Annotated in this window: 18 protein-coding genes and 1 tRNA gene; 11 read left to right on the top strand and 8 right to left on the bottom strand. The window is 58.9% G+C overall.

Going from position 1 to position 16,901, the window contains the following annotated elements; translation table 11 throughout:
* Nucleotides 1-55: 55 nt before the first annotated feature.
* Nucleotides 56-781 (bottom strand): phosphatidylcholine synthase, encoded by a 726-nt coding sequence (pcsA, locus tag EXN68_RS06135; protein ID WP_142840079.1) that lies wholly within the window; start codon nt 779-781, stop codon nt 56-58.
* Between the two features lie 209 nt (nt 782-990).
* On the opposite strand from pcsA, the gene EXN68_RS06140 reads away from it, so the two are divergent.
* Nucleotides 991-2,199, top strand: coding sequence for a UbiH/UbiF family hydroxylase (locus tag EXN68_RS06140; protein WP_142840080.1), 1,209 nt, complete (start codon nt 991-993; stop codon nt 2,197-2,199).
* On the opposite strand, the gene EXN68_RS06145 is transcribed toward EXN68_RS06140, so the two are convergent.
* Both EXN68_RS06145 and EXN68_RS06150 read right to left on the bottom strand, forming a co-directional pair.
* On the bottom strand, nt 2,183-3,121 hold the full coding sequence (locus EXN68_RS06145; protein WP_142840081.1) for an AEC family transporter: 939 nt from the start codon (nt 3,119-3,121) through the stop codon (nt 2,183-2,185). The two genes, EXN68_RS06140 and EXN68_RS06145, sit on opposite strands and share 17 nt — an antisense overlap.
* A 129-nt stretch (nt 3,122-3,250) precedes the next feature.
* The gene (locus EXN68_RS06150) at nt 3,251-3,997 is read right to left on the bottom strand and encodes a cytochrome c biogenesis CcdA family protein (RefSeq protein ID WP_142840661.1); all 747 of its coding nucleotides are present in this window, start codon (nt 3,995-3,997) and stop codon (nt 3,251-3,253) included.
* Between the two features lie 281 nt (nt 3,998-4,278).
* On the opposite strand from EXN68_RS06150, the gene EXN68_RS06155 reads away from it, so the two are divergent.
* Nucleotides 4,279-4,354 (top strand) — tRNA-Lys (locus EXN68_RS06155).
* 170 nt (nt 4,355-4,524) lie between these two features.
* On the opposite strand, the gene EXN68_RS06160 is transcribed toward EXN68_RS06155, so the two are convergent.
* Nucleotides 4,525-5,244, bottom strand: a complete 720-nt coding sequence (locus EXN68_RS06160; RefSeq protein ID WP_142840082.1) for a FadR/GntR family transcriptional regulator — start codon at nt 5,242-5,244, stop codon at nt 4,525-4,527.
* Nucleotides 5,245-5,454: 210 nt separating this feature from the next.
* On the opposite strand from EXN68_RS06160, the gene EXN68_RS06165 reads away from it, so the two are divergent.
* The 5 genes from EXN68_RS06165 to EXN68_RS06185 all read left to right on the top strand — a co-directional run bounded on the left by EXN68_RS06165 (nt 5,455) and on the right by EXN68_RS06185 (nt 10,576).
* Nucleotides 5,455-6,654: a mandelate racemase/muconate lactonizing enzyme family protein gene (locus EXN68_RS06165; RefSeq protein ID WP_142840083.1), complete on the top strand. Its 1,200-nt coding sequence runs from the start codon at nt 5,455-5,457 to the stop codon at nt 6,652-6,654.
* Between the two features lie 12 nt (nt 6,655-6,666).
* Nucleotides 6,667-7,434, top strand: a complete 768-nt coding sequence (locus EXN68_RS06170) for an SDR family oxidoreductase (protein WP_142840084.1) — start codon at nt 6,667-6,669, stop codon at nt 7,432-7,434.
* Nucleotides 7,435-7,514: 80 nt separating this feature from the next.
* Entirely contained in the window at nt 7,515-8,609 is a 1,095-nt protein-coding gene (locus EXN68_RS06175; RefSeq protein WP_205125317.1) for a DctP family TRAP transporter solute-binding subunit, read from the top strand.
* Between the two features lie 117 nt (nt 8,610-8,726).
* A complete protein-coding gene (locus tag EXN68_RS06180; protein WP_142840085.1) occupies nt 8,727-9,293 on the top strand; it encodes a TRAP transporter small permease in 567 nt (188 codons plus the stop codon).
* Between the two features lie 2 nt (nt 9,294-9,295).
* Nucleotides 9,296-10,576 carry a TRAP transporter large permease gene (locus EXN68_RS06185; RefSeq protein WP_142840086.1) on the top strand — a complete coding sequence of 427 codons (1,281 nt, stop codon included), beginning with the start codon at nt 9,296-9,298 and terminating at the stop codon, nt 10,574-10,576.
* 144 nt (nt 10,577-10,720) lie between these two features.
* On the opposite strand, the gene EXN68_RS06190 is transcribed toward EXN68_RS06185, so the two are convergent.
* From EXN68_RS06190 to EXN68_RS06200, 3 genes are all read right to left on the bottom strand, one after another.
* Nucleotides 10,721-11,464, bottom strand: coding sequence for a glycosyltransferase family 25 protein (locus EXN68_RS06190; protein ID WP_142840087.1), 744 nt, complete (start codon nt 11,462-11,464; stop codon nt 10,721-10,723).
* A gap of 158 nt (nt 11,465-11,622) precedes the next feature.
* Nucleotides 11,623-12,870: a YcbK family protein gene (locus EXN68_RS06195; RefSeq protein ID WP_161991225.1), complete on the bottom strand. Its 1,248-nt coding sequence runs from the start codon at nt 12,868-12,870 to the stop codon at nt 11,623-11,625.
* A gap of 158 nt (nt 12,871-13,028) precedes the next feature.
* Nucleotides 13,029-13,469 carry a VOC family protein gene (locus tag EXN68_RS06200; RefSeq protein WP_142840089.1) on the bottom strand — a complete coding sequence of 147 codons (441 nt, stop codon included), beginning with the start codon at nt 13,467-13,469 and terminating at the stop codon, nt 13,029-13,031.
* Nucleotides 13,470-13,661: 192 nt separating this feature from the next.
* Between EXN68_RS06200 and EXN68_RS06205 the strand changes: the two genes are divergently transcribed.
* Together EXN68_RS06205 and EXN68_RS06210 are read left to right on the top strand one after the other, a co-directional pair.
* The gene (locus tag EXN68_RS06205) at nt 13,662-14,240 is read left to right on the top strand and encodes a cold-shock protein (protein WP_046798259.1); all 579 of its coding nucleotides are present in this window, start codon (nt 13,662-13,664) and stop codon (nt 14,238-14,240) included.
* A gap of 38 nt (nt 14,241-14,278) precedes the next feature.
* Nucleotides 14,279-14,722, top strand: a complete 444-nt coding sequence (locus EXN68_RS06210; RefSeq protein ID WP_142840090.1) for a DUF192 domain-containing protein — start codon at nt 14,279-14,281, stop codon at nt 14,720-14,722.
* A gap of 61 nt (nt 14,723-14,783) precedes the next feature.
* Here the strand turns inward: EXN68_RS06210 and EXN68_RS06215 are convergent, their stop codons facing one another.
* Entirely contained in the window at nt 14,784-15,032 is a 249-nt protein-coding gene (locus EXN68_RS06215) for a BON domain-containing protein (RefSeq protein ID WP_003522642.1), read from the bottom strand.
* A 211-nt stretch (nt 15,033-15,243) separates the two neighbouring features.
* On the opposite strand from EXN68_RS06215, the gene EXN68_RS06220 reads away from it, so the two are divergent.
* Together EXN68_RS06220 and EXN68_RS06225 are read left to right on the top strand one after the other, a co-directional pair.
* A complete protein-coding gene (locus EXN68_RS06220; protein ID WP_035224285.1) occupies nt 15,244-15,513 on the top strand; it encodes a DUF982 domain-containing protein in 270 nt (89 codons plus the stop codon).
* A 215-nt stretch (nt 15,514-15,728) separates the two neighbouring features.
* Nucleotides 15,729-16,871, top strand: coding sequence for a ceramide glucosyltransferase (locus EXN68_RS06225; protein WP_142840091.1), 1,143 nt, complete (start codon nt 15,729-15,731; stop codon nt 16,869-16,871).
* Nucleotides 16,872-16,901 lie beyond the last annotated feature (30 nt).

Below are 16,901 nucleotides of genomic sequence, written 5' to 3' on the forward strand. Positions count from 1 at the left end.
AAAAGAAACTGCTTAAATGCAATTTGCACAAGCAATAAACGGCTTTAGATTTTTCTTACTTCGCACCGAGCGAGGGGAAGAACTGCAAGATTCCACCGATGCAATAAAGATAGATGCCGCTCGTCACGAATGCGATCACCGCCCATGTCGGCGTTTCGAAATGCGCCAGCAGCGCATAACCGCCAAGCGCGCACCAGACGAACACGACGGCCAGATTGAGCGGACGCAACCTCTTCACCCGCACCGGATGCAGGAAGTTGATCGGCAGGAATGTCAGGAAAACCGAAACGGTGACGACAGTCATGGCCGTGGTTGCACTCGCGTCCATGACGAACAGCGTGAAAACCACCATGTTCCACACGACCGGGAAACCCGAGAAGAAATATTCATCCGTCTTCATGCCCATATCGGCATAATAAATGGCGCTAGAGACCACGATCATGCCGGCGGCCACAAAGGACAGCGGCTCGCCGATCATGCCGCTCTGGTAAAGCGCAAAGGCGGGCAACAGCACATAGGTGACGTAGTCGATGATATTGTCGAGCGTATCCCCGGACCAGTTGGGCAGAACTTCCTTCACCCGTACCTTGCGGGCGATGGGTCCGTCGATACCATCGACCAGAAGCGCAAGCCCCAGCCACCAGAACATATCGACGAAACGATGCTCGGCAGCGGCGACGACGCCGAGAAAAGCCAGGAACGAACCGGACGCCGTGAGCATATGCACGGAAAAGGCGCGGATTTCCGCGTAGGGAACACGCTTGTAGTTGAAAATTTTCATGGTCAGCGTCTGCGCCCCGCTTTTCATCCGCCTTGTTCATTCCGGTATGCGGCCATTCACCACGCTTTGCAACCGGCTCAATCCGCTTATCCTAAGACTAATATAGTGGCGCAACCAACGAATGTTTGCGCCCGGATGTTCCGGCGTCCAAGTGGATTTACCGGCGCAAAGCCTCTATGATGCTCTGGAAATTACAACGGATCAGGACCATGAGACACTTCGATATCGCCATCACCGGTGCGGGACTTGCAGGCCAGATCGCCGCCATAGCACTCGCCCGGGCCGGCCGCCACGTGGCGCTCGTTGCTCCTTCAAGCGAGAAGAAGGACCAGCGCACCACGGCGCTGATGGACCAGTCAATCCGTTTCATGGACCGTCTCGGCCTGTGGTCACGCATCGCGCCTGCCGCCGCACGTCTTTCCACCATGCAAATCATCGACGGTACCGACCGCCTGCTGCGCGCGCCGACGGTACAGTTCCGCTCCTCCGAAATCGGGCTTGATGCTTTCGGCTGGAATATTCCCAATAAGGCACTGCTCGGTGTTCTCTCGGAAGCAGTCGAGCAGGAACACAATATTACCCGTCTCGACACTTTCGCCGAAACGATCGACATCGGTAACGATCGCATAACGGTGACGCTGGCGAATGGCGAAACGCTATCGGCCGATTTTCTGATCGGCGCCGATGGCAGGAAATCGATGGTGCGGGACGCGGCCGGTATCGGCGTCAAATCCTGGTCATACCCGCAGACCGCCGTCGTCCTGAACTTCGGCCACGGCAGGCCGCATGGCAATGTCTCGACGGAATTCCACACGCCCACCGGGCCTTTCACCCAGGTTCCCCTGCCCGGCAACCGTTCCAGCCTCGTCTGGGTCGTCACGCCACAGCAGGCCGAGGAACTGACGGCGCTGCCGCTGGAAGCCCTGAGCCTGAAGGTCGAGGAACGCATGCAATCCATGCTCGGCGCGGTTACCGTCGAAAACAGTGTGCAGGCATGGCCGCTGTCTTCCATGACGGCGCACCGCTTCGGCAAGGGCCGCGTGGCGCTGATCGGCGAGGCCGCGCATGGTTTTCCGCCCATCGGCGCGCAGGGACTGAACCTCAGCCTGCGCGACATCATCGTGCTGACGGAACTGCTGGGCGCCGTCTCCGACCGGCCGATCGCGGCGGACGCCGGCAGCAGCTTCGACCGCAAACGGCGGGCGGATGTTTATAGCCGCACCCTGAGCGTCGATCTCCTGAACCGGTCGCTGCTTTCGGATTTCCTGCCGGTGCAGATGGTGCGCGCGGCGGGCCTGCATGTGCTCTCCGGCATCGGCACGCTCAGAAGCATGGTCATGCGCGAAGGCATCGAGCCGGGTCGTGGGCTGAAGGCCCTGCCCTCGCTGCTGTTCGGCAGCTTCAAAAAGGCTGGATGAAATACACCACGCCGGTCAGCGTGAAGACCGACAGCACCGTCGAAATCAGGATCGTCGCCGAAGCCCGCTCCTGCCAGACATGATATTGCTGGCCGATGACGAAGACATTCGTCGCGGTCGGCAGCGCCGCCAATAGCACGGCGGAATAAATCCACACCGGTTCGAACCGCCCGAGCGACGACAGGACGAGATAAGCGGCGAGCGGATGCAATATCAGCTTGGCCGGCACGATATAGCTGATTTCTACCGGCACCCGCTTCATGGGCCGCAGCGCCAGCGTCACGCCCATGGCAAAGAGCGCGCAGGGTGCTGCTGATTGCGCCAGATAATCCACCAGCCGCTGCACCGCCTCCGGCGGCTGCCATGACAGCGAAGCGGCAAGAAATCCGGCAATCACCGAGACGATGAACGGGTGAGTGATGACCTTGCGCGCCACATCCAGCGCAAGCCTTCCAGCCGAGCGCTTGTCGCCGCCCGCAACAGCCATCATCGCCGGTGCGACGATGAAATGCGCGGCGTTTTCAAGGCACACGATCAGCGCCACCGGCACCGCCGCTTTTTCACCGAGCGCCAGAAGCGCAAGCCCTGGCCCCATGTAACCGATATTGCCGTAACTTGCCGCGAAACTCTGGACTGTGGTTTCGGCGATGCTGTTCTTGCGGATAAACCGGCCGATCAGGAACACCAGCAGAAAAATGCCATAGGTGCAGGCAAGGCTGGCGGCGACGAAATCCATCCGCGCCAGCTCTTCCACCGGCGTTTTCGACACCAGCTTGAAAAACAGCGCCGGTAAGGCCGCATAGATGATGAAGGTGTTCAGCCAGCCCATCGCCTCGACCGGCTGCCTGGTGATGCGCGCCGCACCGTAACCGATGAAAATCAGGCCGAAAAACGGCAACAGCAATCCAACGATATCAGCCACGGTCGTCCCTCAAGAGCATTTCCAGTAAAAGTGCGTAGCGGTTTTACGTCCGGAAAATGCGTAAAACAAAGAGGCAGGGCGTTTTCGCGTTTCGGGGAAAAACGGAAATGCTCCAAGTCCGCGAGAGGCTTAGCCGATTTTCATCAGGATCGGAAAGGTCTCCTGGAACCAGATCGCCACATTGGTGATAAAACCGGACATGAAAGCGATACCGGTAAGCACCAGAAGCACACCCATCACCTTTTCGACGAGACCGAGATGGCGGCGGAAGCGCACGAGGAAACGCATGAAGGAACCGGAAAACGCCGCCGCAATCCAGAACGGCACCGCAAGACCGAGCGAATAGACGGCAAGCAGCATCGCGCCGTCGCCAACCGTCTCACGCGAGGCGGCAACGCCGAGAATGGCCCCCAGAACCGGACCGATGCAGGGTGTCCAGCCGAAGGCGAAGGCAAGGCCCATGATATAGGCCCCGGAAAGCGTTGCCGGTTTGCCCGCCCCCTGAAACCGCGCCTCGCGCGAAAACAGGCTGATGCGGAAAACGCCGAGAAAATTCAGGCCCATGAGAATAATGATGAAACCACCGATCTTGGCGAGAATATCGAGGTTCTGGCGCAGCAAGGTACCGATCGTCGAGGCGCCTGCCCCGAGCGCCACAAAAACAGTGGCAAAACCGAGGGTGAAGAAGAAAGCCGAAAACATCACGGCCCTGCGAATCTCCGGCCGCGGCGCGGTCTCCTCCGTCCGGAACTGCTCGACGGAAACACCGGCCATATAACAGAGATAAGGCGGTACCAGCGGCAGCACACAGGGCGACAGAAACGAAAGAGCGCCGGCCAGGAGCGCGGTGAACAGGGAAATATCGGCAATCGACAAGAGGAACTCCGCATCCCGCAAAGCCGCCACGAATTTGAAGATTCGCCGGCACTTCACGCTTCATTTTCGCGCATGTCATTGCTGCAAAACGATTTCACCCGTTTGCCCGACACGCCTGAAGCCGGTTTTATCCCCAGCCGCCCCCTCTCTCCAATCACCTTTTTGGGGGTGCGACAAAAAAAACCAGATTGATTGTCGAAAGCGCTTTTTTTGGGTTGACCGAACGGATCGCTCTACATATGTTCCGCGCACTTCCGAAGGGCAAATCAGCCCCGACACGGGAGAGCGTAGCTCAGCCGGTAGAGCAACTGACTTTTAATCAGTAGGTCCAGGGTTCGAATCCCTGCGCTCTCACCATTATTTCAATACCTTAGCATCTGATCGCTTAAGCGGATAACGCGTAGATATCCATGCGCTTGTCGGCGCACGCGCACTTTTACGGCCAGAGGTCGTCACCGCCTGTCAACTTGCGGGACGGACTTATCTGGCCGAAAGGCAACGTCCCACAATGCGGTTTTCCCATCCTTTCAGGTCACTCCGGCCCTGATCAAAACGCCGGTTGCCGAATCGAAGTGTTCGCTCATGGCGGCTTCCGCCATGTCGATGTTCTGAAGGCTGATGGCCTGGGCGATCCTTTGGTGGCAGCGGATGTTTTCCGTGCGGTTCTCCACCGTTGCCCGGCTGCGCCAGCCGATGTCCCATGTCTGCTGCGTTATGACCCGGAACGAGCCGACGATGATTCCGTAAAGCGAATTTCCTGAGGCCTGGGCAATTAGCTCGTGAAAACGGATGTCGAGTTCCATCAGAACATCTGGCGTATCGAGCGATGCGAACATGTCCTCCACGATTTGAAGGAGTTCCTGTGCCTGCGCATCCGTTCTGCGCAGGGAAGCAAGGCTTACCGTGCGCAATTCCAGCGTGCGGCGCACGTCCAGGACCTGCTGAACAGTCAGTTGCTTCATGCTCACCGTGTGGTCGAGGATCATGCTGAGCGGCGCAGCATCTGGCGCGGCCACACGCGCGCGCCGCCCCGAGCTCACCTCCAAGATACCAAGCGCCGCAAGGGCGCGAAACGCCTCCCGGGTGACGGATCGCGACACGTCGAGCTCCGCCGCCATCGACGTTTCGCTGGGCATCAGGCTACCCGGCCTCAGTTCGTTTTCACGCATATAATGCCGAATGCCGACAACCGCACGCTCCACGAGACCGTCGGGAACACCCTCAACCTGTCCTACAGCTTTATCCATTTCGGAACAATCCTTTGAATATTTCGGTTGACAGCATAACGCCGAACTGTCAGACCTATAACAGAATATCAGGCAGAAAGATTAGCAACTCAGACTAAAAGTAGATAGGGCCGCTCGCTCCAGTGGGCGGTCAACGGATTTCCTTTGTCTTTGCGCTTTCAGGCCTCGTAGGGCAGCCCGGCAATGTCCGGACAATTGACGGAAGCAATGATGAAAATTACGGCGATCAAGACGTTTCGGGCGGAGGAGTTCTCGAATGTTCTCTGGGTCCATGTGGAGACCGATGCAGGCGTGACGGGCCTGGGGGAAACTTTTTACGGCGCTGCTGCCGTCGAAGCCCACATTCACGACACATTGGCGAGCCGGCTGGTGGGCCGTAATCCGCTTCACATCGAGGCGCTTCACCGGGAGATGCTCAACCTGCCAATGGCTCACGCCTCGACGGGCGCAGAACACAGGGCGGCCTCTGCAGTCGACATCGCGTTGTGGGATGTCTTCGGCAAGGTATGCGGGCAGCCAGTGCACCAGATGCTGGGCGGGCTGTGCGTCGACAAGATGCGGATCTACAACACCTGCGCCGGAAGCCGCTATGTGCGCACGAAAAAGATCAAGCCGGTAGACACCTGGAACCTCGGTGAAGAAACCGGACCCTATGAAGATCTTGACGGCTTCATGAACCGGGCCGGCGAGCTTGCCGAAGACCTCCTCTCCAACGGCATCACGGCCATGAAAATCTGGCCGTTCGATCCTGCGGCTATGGAGAACCGCGGACTGTTCATAACGCCGGAACAGATGAAGACGGCGATCCGCCCCTTTGAGCTGATCCGCAAGGCCGTTGGCGACAAGATGGACATCATGGTCGAGTTCCACTCACTCTGGAACCTGCCCGTCGCCAAACAGATCGCGCGGGCGCTCGAGCCTTTCAAACCGACTTGGTACGAAGATCCGATCAGGATGAACTCGTCGCAGGCGCTGGCGGAATATGCGCAATCGACGGATGTGTGGACCTGCGCGTCGGAGACGCTTGGCACCCGCTTTGCGTACAAGGAATATCTAGACCGCAACGCCGCCCATGTCGTGATGGCCGACCTCTGCTGGACAGGCGGCCTGACGGAAGGCCGCAAGATCGCCGCCATGGCGGAAACCTATCACCGTCCGTTCGCCCCGCATGATTGCATTGGCCCCGTTGGTTTCGCAGCTGCGATCCATATGAGCTTCTCTCAGCCCAACACGCTCATTCAGGAGAGCGTGCGCGCATTCTACAAGGGCTGGTATCGCGAACTGGTGACAGAGGTTCCGCGTATCGAAGGCGGATTTGTCTATCCAATGGAAGGTCCCGGCCTCGGCACCGAGTTGCAGCCATCCTTCTTCGAGCGCACGGATCTGACCGTGCGCGTATCCGAACTCTGAAGGTAGATCGCCATGAGTATTTCGCTGTTTGACCTGAGCGGCAAGACCGCTCTTGTGACCGGTTCTTCCCGTGGTTTGGGCCGCGCCTTTGCAGAAGGGCTGGCTGATGCCGGCGCGAGAGTAATCCTCAACGGTGTGGACGCCGTCAGGCTTCAGGATGCAGCTGCAGCGATGAGCGCGACCGGCCGTGACGTTTTGACCGCTGCGTTCGACGTCACCGACGAATCGGTCGTCATCGCAGCTTTCGAGCAATTTGATCGCGACGGCATCGAGGTGGACATCCTCGTCAACAATGCGGGCATCCAGTTCCGCAAGCCCATGCTCGAACTGGCGACGGAAGACTGGCGAAGGGTGATCGACACCAATCTGACCTCGGCCTTTCTGGTGGGCAGGGAGGCCGCAAGGCGGATGGCAAAGCGCGGTTCCGGCAAGATCATCAATGTCGGATCGCTCACCTCCGAACTCGCGCGCGCAACTGTCGCCCCCTACACGGTGGCGAAAGGCGGCATCAAGATGTTGACGAAGGCGATGGCGGCCGAATGGGCGGAAAAGGGCATTCAGGCGAATGCGATCGGCCCAGGCTACATGATCACGGACATGAACGAGGCCTTGCTCGCCAATCCGGAATTCGACGCCTGGGTCAAGGCAAGGACACCTGCCCGCCGTTGGGGCCGGCCCGAAGAGCTGGCGGGTACCGTCATCTACTTTGCCTCCGCCGCATCGGACTATGTCAACGGGCAGATCGTCTATGCCGATGGCGGCATGATCTCTGTGTTGTAAGCGGCGTCGGGAGCGCGCGCTTCAATTATCAAACGCCCTGGGAACGGCGTCACAGGTTCCTGTAACAAAGGGAGGAATGCATGGAATTCTTGTCGTTTAAGCGCATCCTGCGTGCAGGAGAGCGCCAATTGATGTCGTGCGTGCGCATGGCAGCCACGCCCGCTTTATCGCGTCGCGCGGTCGCCTTCGGCATGTGCGCGGCCGTGGCGCTGTCGCTGGTGCCGGCGGCCCCTGCCCTGGCGCAGGATGCCAAGGTGGCAAAGCTTGGCCACGGATTTGCCGATACACATCCGCGTTCGGCAGCGATGAAATATTTCGCCGAGGAAGTGGCGAAATCCACCGGCGGCAGCGTGAAGATCGATATTTTCGGCAACTCCGCAATCGGCTCTGAAGAGAAAATGCTGATGGCCGTTCAATCTGGAACAGTCGATCTTTACATGGGCGCGCTTGCACCCATTGCGACGCACCAGAAGGAACTGCAGATCTTCGACTTCCCCTTCCTCTTCGCCACCGATGCCGAAGCGGCAACCGTGCTGGATGGCCCGGAGGGGCAGCGTCTGCTCGACAATCTCTCCGCCCTGAAAATCCACGGTCTCGTCTGGTCTGGCGGCGCTTTCCGCAACCTGTCCAACAGCAAGCATGCTGTCGGCGCACTGGCCGACATGAAGGGCCTGAAGGTTCGTGTGATGCAGAGCCCAATGGCGCTTGCAAGCTTCAAGGCGCTTGGCATGAACGCCGTGCCGATGGCCTTTACGGAGGTTTATACGGCGCTGGAGACCGGCGCACTCGATGGTTATGAACACCCCTTCGTCGATATGTATGCCAACAAGATGTATGAGGTGCAGAAATACCTCACGGTGACAAACCACGTCTACACGCCGGTCGCACTGCTCACCTCCAACCGGTTCTTCGATTCGCTGACGCCGGATCAGCAGAAGGCCTTGCAGGCGGCAGCGGAAAAGACCCGCACATTCCAGCGTGAGGCAGAATTGCGCGAAGCCGGCGAAGCTCTGAAAAAACTTGAGGCAGAAGGCATGGCGGCGACCGTGATGCCGGCTGCAGAACTCGATGCCATCAGAAGCGCCATAGAGCCCGTCATTGCCAAGAATAAAGAGACGATTGGTCCGGCATTTGTCGATCAATTTTACGCCGAGATCGCAAAACAGAGAAAATAGATTTTCATCTGAAAGAGCCGGCCGAGAGCCGGCTCTTTTCTACGATTTGATCGGGACGCGTGAAATTTGAGGCGGACGCACAGGCGTGCGGAGGCCCGTCTCGTTTGGGAGAAAAAAATGCGTGCATTTCTGGATGCGGGGGTCAACGGTTTTTACCGGGCCATCGAAATCATCCTCGTCCTTTGCATGGCAACGATGCTGGTAATGGTCTTCGGGAATGTCGTCCTGCGGCTATTTTTTAACACCGGCATCGATATTTCGGAGGAGCTTCCGAGATTTGCTTTTGTCTGGATGACATTCCTCGGCGGCATCATCGGCCTTCATAGGCGCAGCCATCTCGGCGTGGATATCGTCGTGCTGGCGCTGCCCCTTCTGGGCAGGAAAGTGTGCTGGGCCATCAGCCAGGTGGTGATGCTCGTCTGCGCCATCTTCATCTTCTACGGAACCTGGCTTCAGCACGATATCCTGAAAATTACGGAATCTCCCGTGGCGGAGATCAGCATGCTGTGGGTCTACGGCGTCAGTTACGTCACCGGCGCGGCCATCGCTCTTATCTGCATTTCAAATCTGCTGCGCCTGGCAAGCGGCCGCCTCTCGGATGACGAACTCATCGGCGTTCACGAGGAAGGCCTCGACGAAGGTCTTCATGCCGCACGCGCTGCGGACCAACACAAGGGACGCTGATCATGATCGTATTTGTATTTATCGCGTCTCTCCTCGGCCTGATGGCGCTTGGAATGCCGGTTGCTTTCGCGCTGATCGGATGTGGCCTTGTGATGATGTTCTACATGGGCATCACCGATCCGCAGATCATAATCCAGAACATGTGGGACGGCGCCAACAGTTTCCCGCTGCTCGCGGTTCCCTTTTTCATGCTGGCTGGCGAGTTGATGAACGCCGGCGGCATGACGCGGCGCATCATCACCATGGCCATGGCCTGGATTGGCCATATCCGCGGTGGGCTGGGTTATGTGGCGGTTCTGGCCGCCGTCGTTATGGCGTCGCTCTCCGGCTCGGCGGTTGCCGATGCGGCAGCACTCGCCGCCGTACTTGTTCCGCTGATGCGAAACGCCGGTTATGACATTAATCGCTCGTGCGGCCTCATTTCCTGCGGCGGCATCATCGCGCCGGTGCTTCCGCCATCTGTCGGCATGATCATCTTTGGTGTTGCCGGCGGTGTTTCCATCACCAAGCTTTTTCTGGCAGGCATCGTCCCGGGTCTGTTGATGGGCGTTGCCATCATGCTCGCCTGGCGCTGGAGCATCGGCAGAGACAATCCGCGGGTGGAGCAGAAAAAGACCTTCGGCGAGCGGTTGACTGAAACCCGCAAGGCGCTCTGGGCGCTGGTCATGCCCGTCGTCGTCATCGGCGGCCTGAAAGCCGGCGCTTTCACCCCAACGGAGGCAGCAGTAATCGCCGCAGTCTATTCCCTGTTCGTCGGCGTCTTTGTCTATCGCGAGATCAAGTTCTCGGATCTCTTCGGCCTCATGTATCGCGCGGCCGAGACGACTGCCGTCGTCATGTTCCTCGTCGCCGCAGCAGGTGTTTCCGCCTGGCTGATCACGACGGCAAATATTCCGCAGCAATTGGCCGACATGGTCCAGCCCTTCATGGATAACAAGATCCTCCTGATGGCGATCCTCATGGTCATCGTGCTAATCGTCGGCACGGCGATGGACTTCACCCCGACAGTGCTGATTCTGACGCCGGTGCTGATGCCCATCGTCAAGCAGGCGGGTATCGACCCTGTTTATTTCGGCGTGCTGTTCATCATGAATAATGCCATCGGCCTTGTGACGCCGCCGGTCGGCACCGTCCTCAACGTCGTGTGCGGTGTTGCCCGCGCACCAATGACCGGGGTTATCAAAGGCGTGGTGCCCTTCATGGTCGCGCAGATTGCGGTGCTTGTTCTTCTTGTCATCTTTCCGCAGATCGTGCTGTGGCCGCTGGAAATGATGTCAAAATAGGTCTGGGCATTACAAAAAAACTCGCTCCGCCAGCAAACTGGCCGAGCGAGTTTTGCGTTGTTTTCGACTGCATGCAAACGGCGGCGCAAATATCAGGGCAAGAGCAGACCTCGGCGTTCTCCTCGGCCAGTCAATCGCAGCGACCTACCGATACGCATACACATACCGCGCAATATTGTCATAGAAGCTCGAGAGATAGGCCGGAATCCGTTTAATACGGGCGAACTTGCTGCCGCGATATTCCGCCCGGGTGCCGACCAGCGTGTCCGGGTCACCGAATGGCAGGAAGTCCCTGTCGGTTACATAGACTTCCGTGCCATAGCCCCAGCCGCATTCCAGGGCACGGTCGAAAGGCAGCGTCATCACCCTAGCCGTTTTTAGAAACTGCTGCGCCCCGCCCCGCGAGATGATGTAGCAGGCGGATGATCCCTGCGGACCGTAGATGCAGCGGCCAAGCGTATCGCCAAGCGCGCTGGTTTTCCGGCCCTTGAAACCGCTGCGGCGGTGATTGGTCAGTTTGACGACGGCATTTTCCGGCATTACCGCAACCATTGCCTTGACCCGTTCGGAAAACTCCGGCGTGAAGGCAACATCATCCTCGACGATCACAGCCACCGGCGCATCGGTGGCAAGGAATATCTCCAGTGCCTTTATATGGCTGGCATAGCAGCCATATTCACCGGCGAGCGCATGGCGGCCATTGCGCAGCTCGAAACCGCTCCGGTCGAAATCTGCCCACTCGGCGGGTGGAACAGTCTTGCCATCGACACCTTCCACCGGGCGCAGATCCAGCCCAAGGCCGGCAGCGCCCTCCAGCATCTTCTCAAGCCGCGCCCGCGCCCGGGCAATGGAAATGATGTAGATGGGGAAAGTGGAAATCGGCAGCATTCAGAACACACCATGCGCATGAAGACGGGAGACCGTCTCCTACAGCAAGGCGCGTGCGGCGTCCATTCGGACACCAAAACGCGCGATCTCATCAGGCGGAATACCGGGATTTCGGCGACAGGAGGTTTCAGACCCGAAACACAGGCAGTCGCTGGTTTTTACTTGCGCGCGGCGGTGCGACGGCAGCGCCAGTTCCAGTCTCTGGGCTCGCCCGTGTCCATATGAACTGATTCGGTGTGGCAATAGGTGCCGACGCCACCGCGTTCAGGCAGGGAACGCAGATAGGTGGCAAGCTCCCATTTGGAGACGCCCTTGATCTGAATATCGGCGGCATCGCAGGTATAATGCTTGGAACCCTGCCTCACGCCCTTTGGCGGACGATAGCCCGAAGTGACGATCGCCGGGCTGTTATAATGCCGCTCGACATCCTTGATCATGCGGACCAGTTCCGGCTTGAAGCAGCCAACTTCGACGCGATCCGTCTGCAGGAAAAGACCATTCGGGGAAACACGGGTCAGGCCGGAAAGCGACGCCAGCTTCATGAGGCCGGTCGGCTGGTCATCCTCGTCTTCGAGATGGGCATCGTCGAATTCCTCCGACATCATCGAACGGCCGGAAAGCGCGATGCCCATTGTCGGGTCCGACCCGCCGGGCAGTGACGCAATCTCGGTCGTCGCGGCCGTGCCGCTCTCGATCATTTTCGGCAGCCGTTTTTTAGCGGCGCCGGCGAAAAATGCCGCAAGCGTTACGCCCGTGCCTTCGCTTTCCTGTTTCTCGCCTGCGGGCACCGCGTTTGCCGCGGGTTGCGCAGCGGCGGCGGCTGCAAGCTGCTGCGGCGCGGGTGTAGGAACAGGCTGGCGGTTTTCGCTATGCTGTTCCGCCACCGGCACCGGAGCTGGCGCGGAGACAGGCTGCGGCTGGAATTGCGGCTGCGCCGGCGCTGAATAAACGCTGCTGACGGCGGGAATGATCTTCTGTGATGGGGCGGCGGCAGCGGAACCATCTGCCGCTACGGAAGGGGTTGCCGCGCGGGCGGTGGAATAGATGCTGGATGTGCCGGCGGAAATTGCCGTTGGCTGCGTCGTCAGCCCGCCAATATCGGCGGCGGCACCATAAACCTGCGCCGGGCCACCCGGTGTCTGCGGCTGGGCCGGCACGGCGCCACCGGATGCCGATGCAACGGCGGGATCCACATAATGCCCCGGCTGGGCACCGGCCGCGGGTGCCGCGACGGCCGCTGCAGCCGTCTGCGGGCGCTGTTGCGCGGCGATTTCCGGCTTCTTGGTGTTGGCGGCCATCTCATCATCCGTCACCGCCGAAACGCAGCCGGAAAGCCCGAGCAGCGAAACCGCAATAACGAGACGCTGACAGGAAACGCGTCCTTTCGCGCCCTCGACAGTTTTCATGGATGGCCTCCGTATCTTGCATTTCCAACAGCAGCACGGGAACGGGCGCGTGTGCTTTCCCCAAACGGGACGGGCCGTTTCGATTCGCGGACTATGCCTCATCCCGTCAGGATAAGGCAAGAGCGCCCGAAAACGCCGCTATTGGCCGGGAAAATCCCTTACCAGGAACCGGTATTCTGCATAGATATCCACGGTTCGGCTGGTGCGAGGCTTTCGCCCTTCTGCAAAATCTCGAAAGAAATGCCGTCAGGCGAACGAACGAAGGCCATGTGCCCATCACGCGGCGGCCGGTTGATCACGACGCCATTCTGCTGCAGCCTGGCGCAGAAGTCGTAGATATTGTCCACCTCGTAAGCCAGATGGCCGAAATTGCGGCCGCCGGTGTAATCCTCGGTATCCCAATTATAGGTGAGTTCGAGGCTCGGCGCCTTTTTTTCCTTGGCCACAGCAATGTCATCACGTGCGGCAAGAAAAACCAGAGTGAATCGGCCTTTTTCGTTTTCGATTCGGCGTATTTCTTCGAGACCCATGAGGTCGCAATAGAATTTCATTGATTCGCCAAGGTCTTTGACACGAACCATTGTGTGCAGATACCGCATTTTCTTCCTCTCCAATACACGGGTCCGGAGCCGTTAAACGCATGATCGCAAGCCCCGGACAAGGACGGCGACATAAAAGCAGCTGCGCAAATCAAAAACTAGGGCTTGCGTGGAACCGTTACCAAGATGTTAATCTGGTACACAGGAATCAGTTGACCGGTGTATGGCGCGTAATCGAGGGGTTGGCAGGATATGGCTGATAGGATGTCATCGAAGACGATAGTCGATGTCGAGGACCTTTCGGGCGATGCCGTGGACCTGACCGAAATTACCGGCGTCGTGAAATGGTTCGACGTCGCCAAGGGTTTCGGATTTATCGTGCCTGATAACGGCACGCAGGATGTGCTGCTGCACGTCTCCTGCCTGCGCCGCGACGGATACCAGACCATTCTCGAAGGCACCCGCATCGTCGCCCTCATCCAGCGGCGCGACCGCGGCTTCCAGGCTTTCCGCATCCTGTCGATGGATCAATCGACCGCCGTTCACCCCTCGCAGCTGCCGCCGGTGCGCACCCATGTGCAGGTCACACCCTCAAGCGGGCTGGAGCGCGCCATCGTCAAGTGGTTCAACCGCACCAAGGGTTTCGGCTTCCTGACGCGCGGCGAAGGAACGGAAGACATTTTTGTGCATATGGAAACGCTGCGTCGTTTCGGCCTGACGGAACTGCGCCCGGGCCAGGTGGTGCTGGTGCGTTTCGGCGATGGCGACAAGGGTTTGATGGCGGCGGAAATCCACCCCGACAATCCGGTTTCAGTCGGGATGTCGCACTGATGGCCGGCCTGTTGCCTAAAATAATGAAGAGCGCCGTCATGGCGCTTCTTTTTTTCTCGCTCGCAGGCGCCGTTCAGGCCCAGCAACAGACTTTCACGACCGAGCCGCTGACGATCGAAACCACGTCAGGAAAAAACCACGATTTCACGGCGGAGCTGGCGCTTAGCAATGCCCAGCGCGAACAGGGACTGATGTTCCGCAAAGCCATGCCGCTTGAAAGTGGCATGTTGTTCGATTTCGGCCAGGAACGCGACGTGGCCATGTGGATGCGTAACACGCTCATCCCGCTCGACATGCTGTTCATCGCCCGCGATGGGCGTATCACCCATATTCACGAAAATGCAGTTCCGCATTCGGAAGCGATCATAAGCTCCCGTGGTCCGGTTAAATTTGTGCTTGAACTGAATGGCGGCACCGCAAAGCGCTATGGCATCAAGCCGGGCGATATGGTCCGCAGCGGACAAATCGGCAACCGGAAATAACGTTGCCGCGTTATTGCATCTGAATGATGCCGGACGATGTTTCGCCCGGCTGGTGCAACATTCAGTAAACCGGCTCGATATGGCTCAGAATCCGGCAATTGGAGATGGAAGCAGCAAGATTGATGGCGATATCGATCGCCTCGACCGAATCAGCCGTGCCTTCCAGATAGATCACATCGTTTTCAACGGTTGCGGAAATACGCGACTTTTCGAGACCTGATTCGAAGGCAAGAGCCGAGGTGATCGCCTGGCAAACGCCTGCCATGCGGTCTCCGAAGAAGCTTTCCTGAATGCCTGACAAATTGAACATGTGCGTTCTCCTTCTTATGGACTTTACAACGCGCCAGTAGCGGTTTTGTTCATCTCCGGTTCATCATTCCGTTCATCTTCCATTCATCTTGCAAAATTGGAACCCCCCAATCGATCACATTTTAGGTGATCGGGAACCATTTCGTGAGGCGGGCATTACGCGCATGGGAGTGAAAACCGCCATGAAGGCGCTGAAAACAGGGAGGAATGACATGCTGATTAACAGGACGGAGCCGTGTCACCACGCCTCGTGGATGAAGCCCGTTGCCATTCATCTGCCGCTGTGCGTAGCCGTGGAAATCTACAGCCCGCTGGTGGCGCTGGACATGCTGATGTACCGCTGGCCGGAAGAACATGGGCCGGAATATGAAGAAGCGCGCAGAAACTGTCTCGATGCGATCGCCGGCAGGTGCGACATCGAAAAAGCCCGGGAATCGTTTCTCGTCGCAAGCAGTCACGCACATATTCTGAACATCCACTAAAGTTCATGCCATGGTGACGATTGGGCCCTTCTCAATGAAGGGCTTTTCTTTGCGGTACGCCGGATGCTTAAGCGCCTTTTCTCATGCCATGCAGCCTGCCCGCCCGCCGATGATGACATGTAACTGTCACCTAAACGTTATAATCGGCAGAGACGAATTCCATGGAATCGGTTGGCGGGTGAACCGCCGGAAGCTAGGGAGTGGAACTGGCCAGCATGGAAACTGTCTTTGCCCTTTGCGCAATTCTGCTGCTTGCCTTCAATCTTCTCGGCATTTTTCTGGCCGGCTGGCGCCTGAGGCGGCGCGACACGGAAAACGCACTTGTGCGACAAAAGCCACCCGTCTCGATCGTGGTGCCCCTGCGCGGTGTCGAAAACTTCACGTCGCTGACGCTGTCGCGGGCGTTTGAACTCGACTGGCCGGATTATGAATTGCTGTTCTGCATCGCCGATGAATTCGATCCGGTGATCGAGGAGGTGCGCCGGACGAGCGCCGCCTTCCCGGCGGTCTCGGCGCAGGTGCTCCTCGGCGACGACCGTATCAGCGCCAATCCGAAGCTGAACAATTGCGTCAAGGGCTGGCGCGCCGCACGGCACGAATGGGTCATCCTTGCCGATTCGAACGTGCTGATGCCGAAATCCTACATAGCGACCATGATGTCAGCCTGGCGGCCGGATAGCGGGCTGGTCTGCTCGCCGCCGCTTGGCTCACGTCCGGCAGGCTTCTGGGCGCATGTGGAATGCGCCTTCCTCAACGGATCACAGGGGCGCTGGCAATATGCGGCGGAAGCGATCGGCATCGGTTTCGCACAGGGCAAGTCGATGTTGTGGAACAAGCCATTCCTCGAAGACCATGGCGGCATCCGCGCGCTCGCCGCCGAAATCGCCGAAGACGCCGCCTCGACCAAACTGGTCCGAAACGCCGGCCGCAGGGTGCATCTGGTCTTGCCGCCTTTCGAGCAGCCGCTCGGCCAGCGCCACCCCAGTGAAATCTGGTCGCGCCAGACCCGCTGGGCGCGGCTGAGGCGCGTGACCTTCCCGCAATATTTCGCACCGGAAATCCTGACCGGCGCCCTTCCCCCGCTCCTCCTTGCGCTCGCTGCCGCTGCGATGATGGACATAAACCTCGCCATTACCGCTTTTGCCGTGCTTGCCACCATGTATGTGCCGGAACTGGTGCTCGCAGCCCTCAATGGCTGGCCGCTATCCCTCTATACGCTGCCTGCCATGATCGCCCGGGATATGATCATGCCCGTCGTCTGGACCCGCAGCTGGATCGGCAGCGCGGTTGCCTGGCGCGGCAATGTCATGACAATCGGCACGGCCGAAAGCACATTGGCCGGGCCATCCGCAGACTGAAAAGAATCATGTTTGAAGGGATTACGCCGG

The organism is Martinezella rhizogenes, assembly GCF_007002745.1.
Lineage (GTDB): Bacteria > Pseudomonadota > Alphaproteobacteria > Rhizobiales > Rhizobiaceae > Agrobacterium > Agrobacterium cucumeris.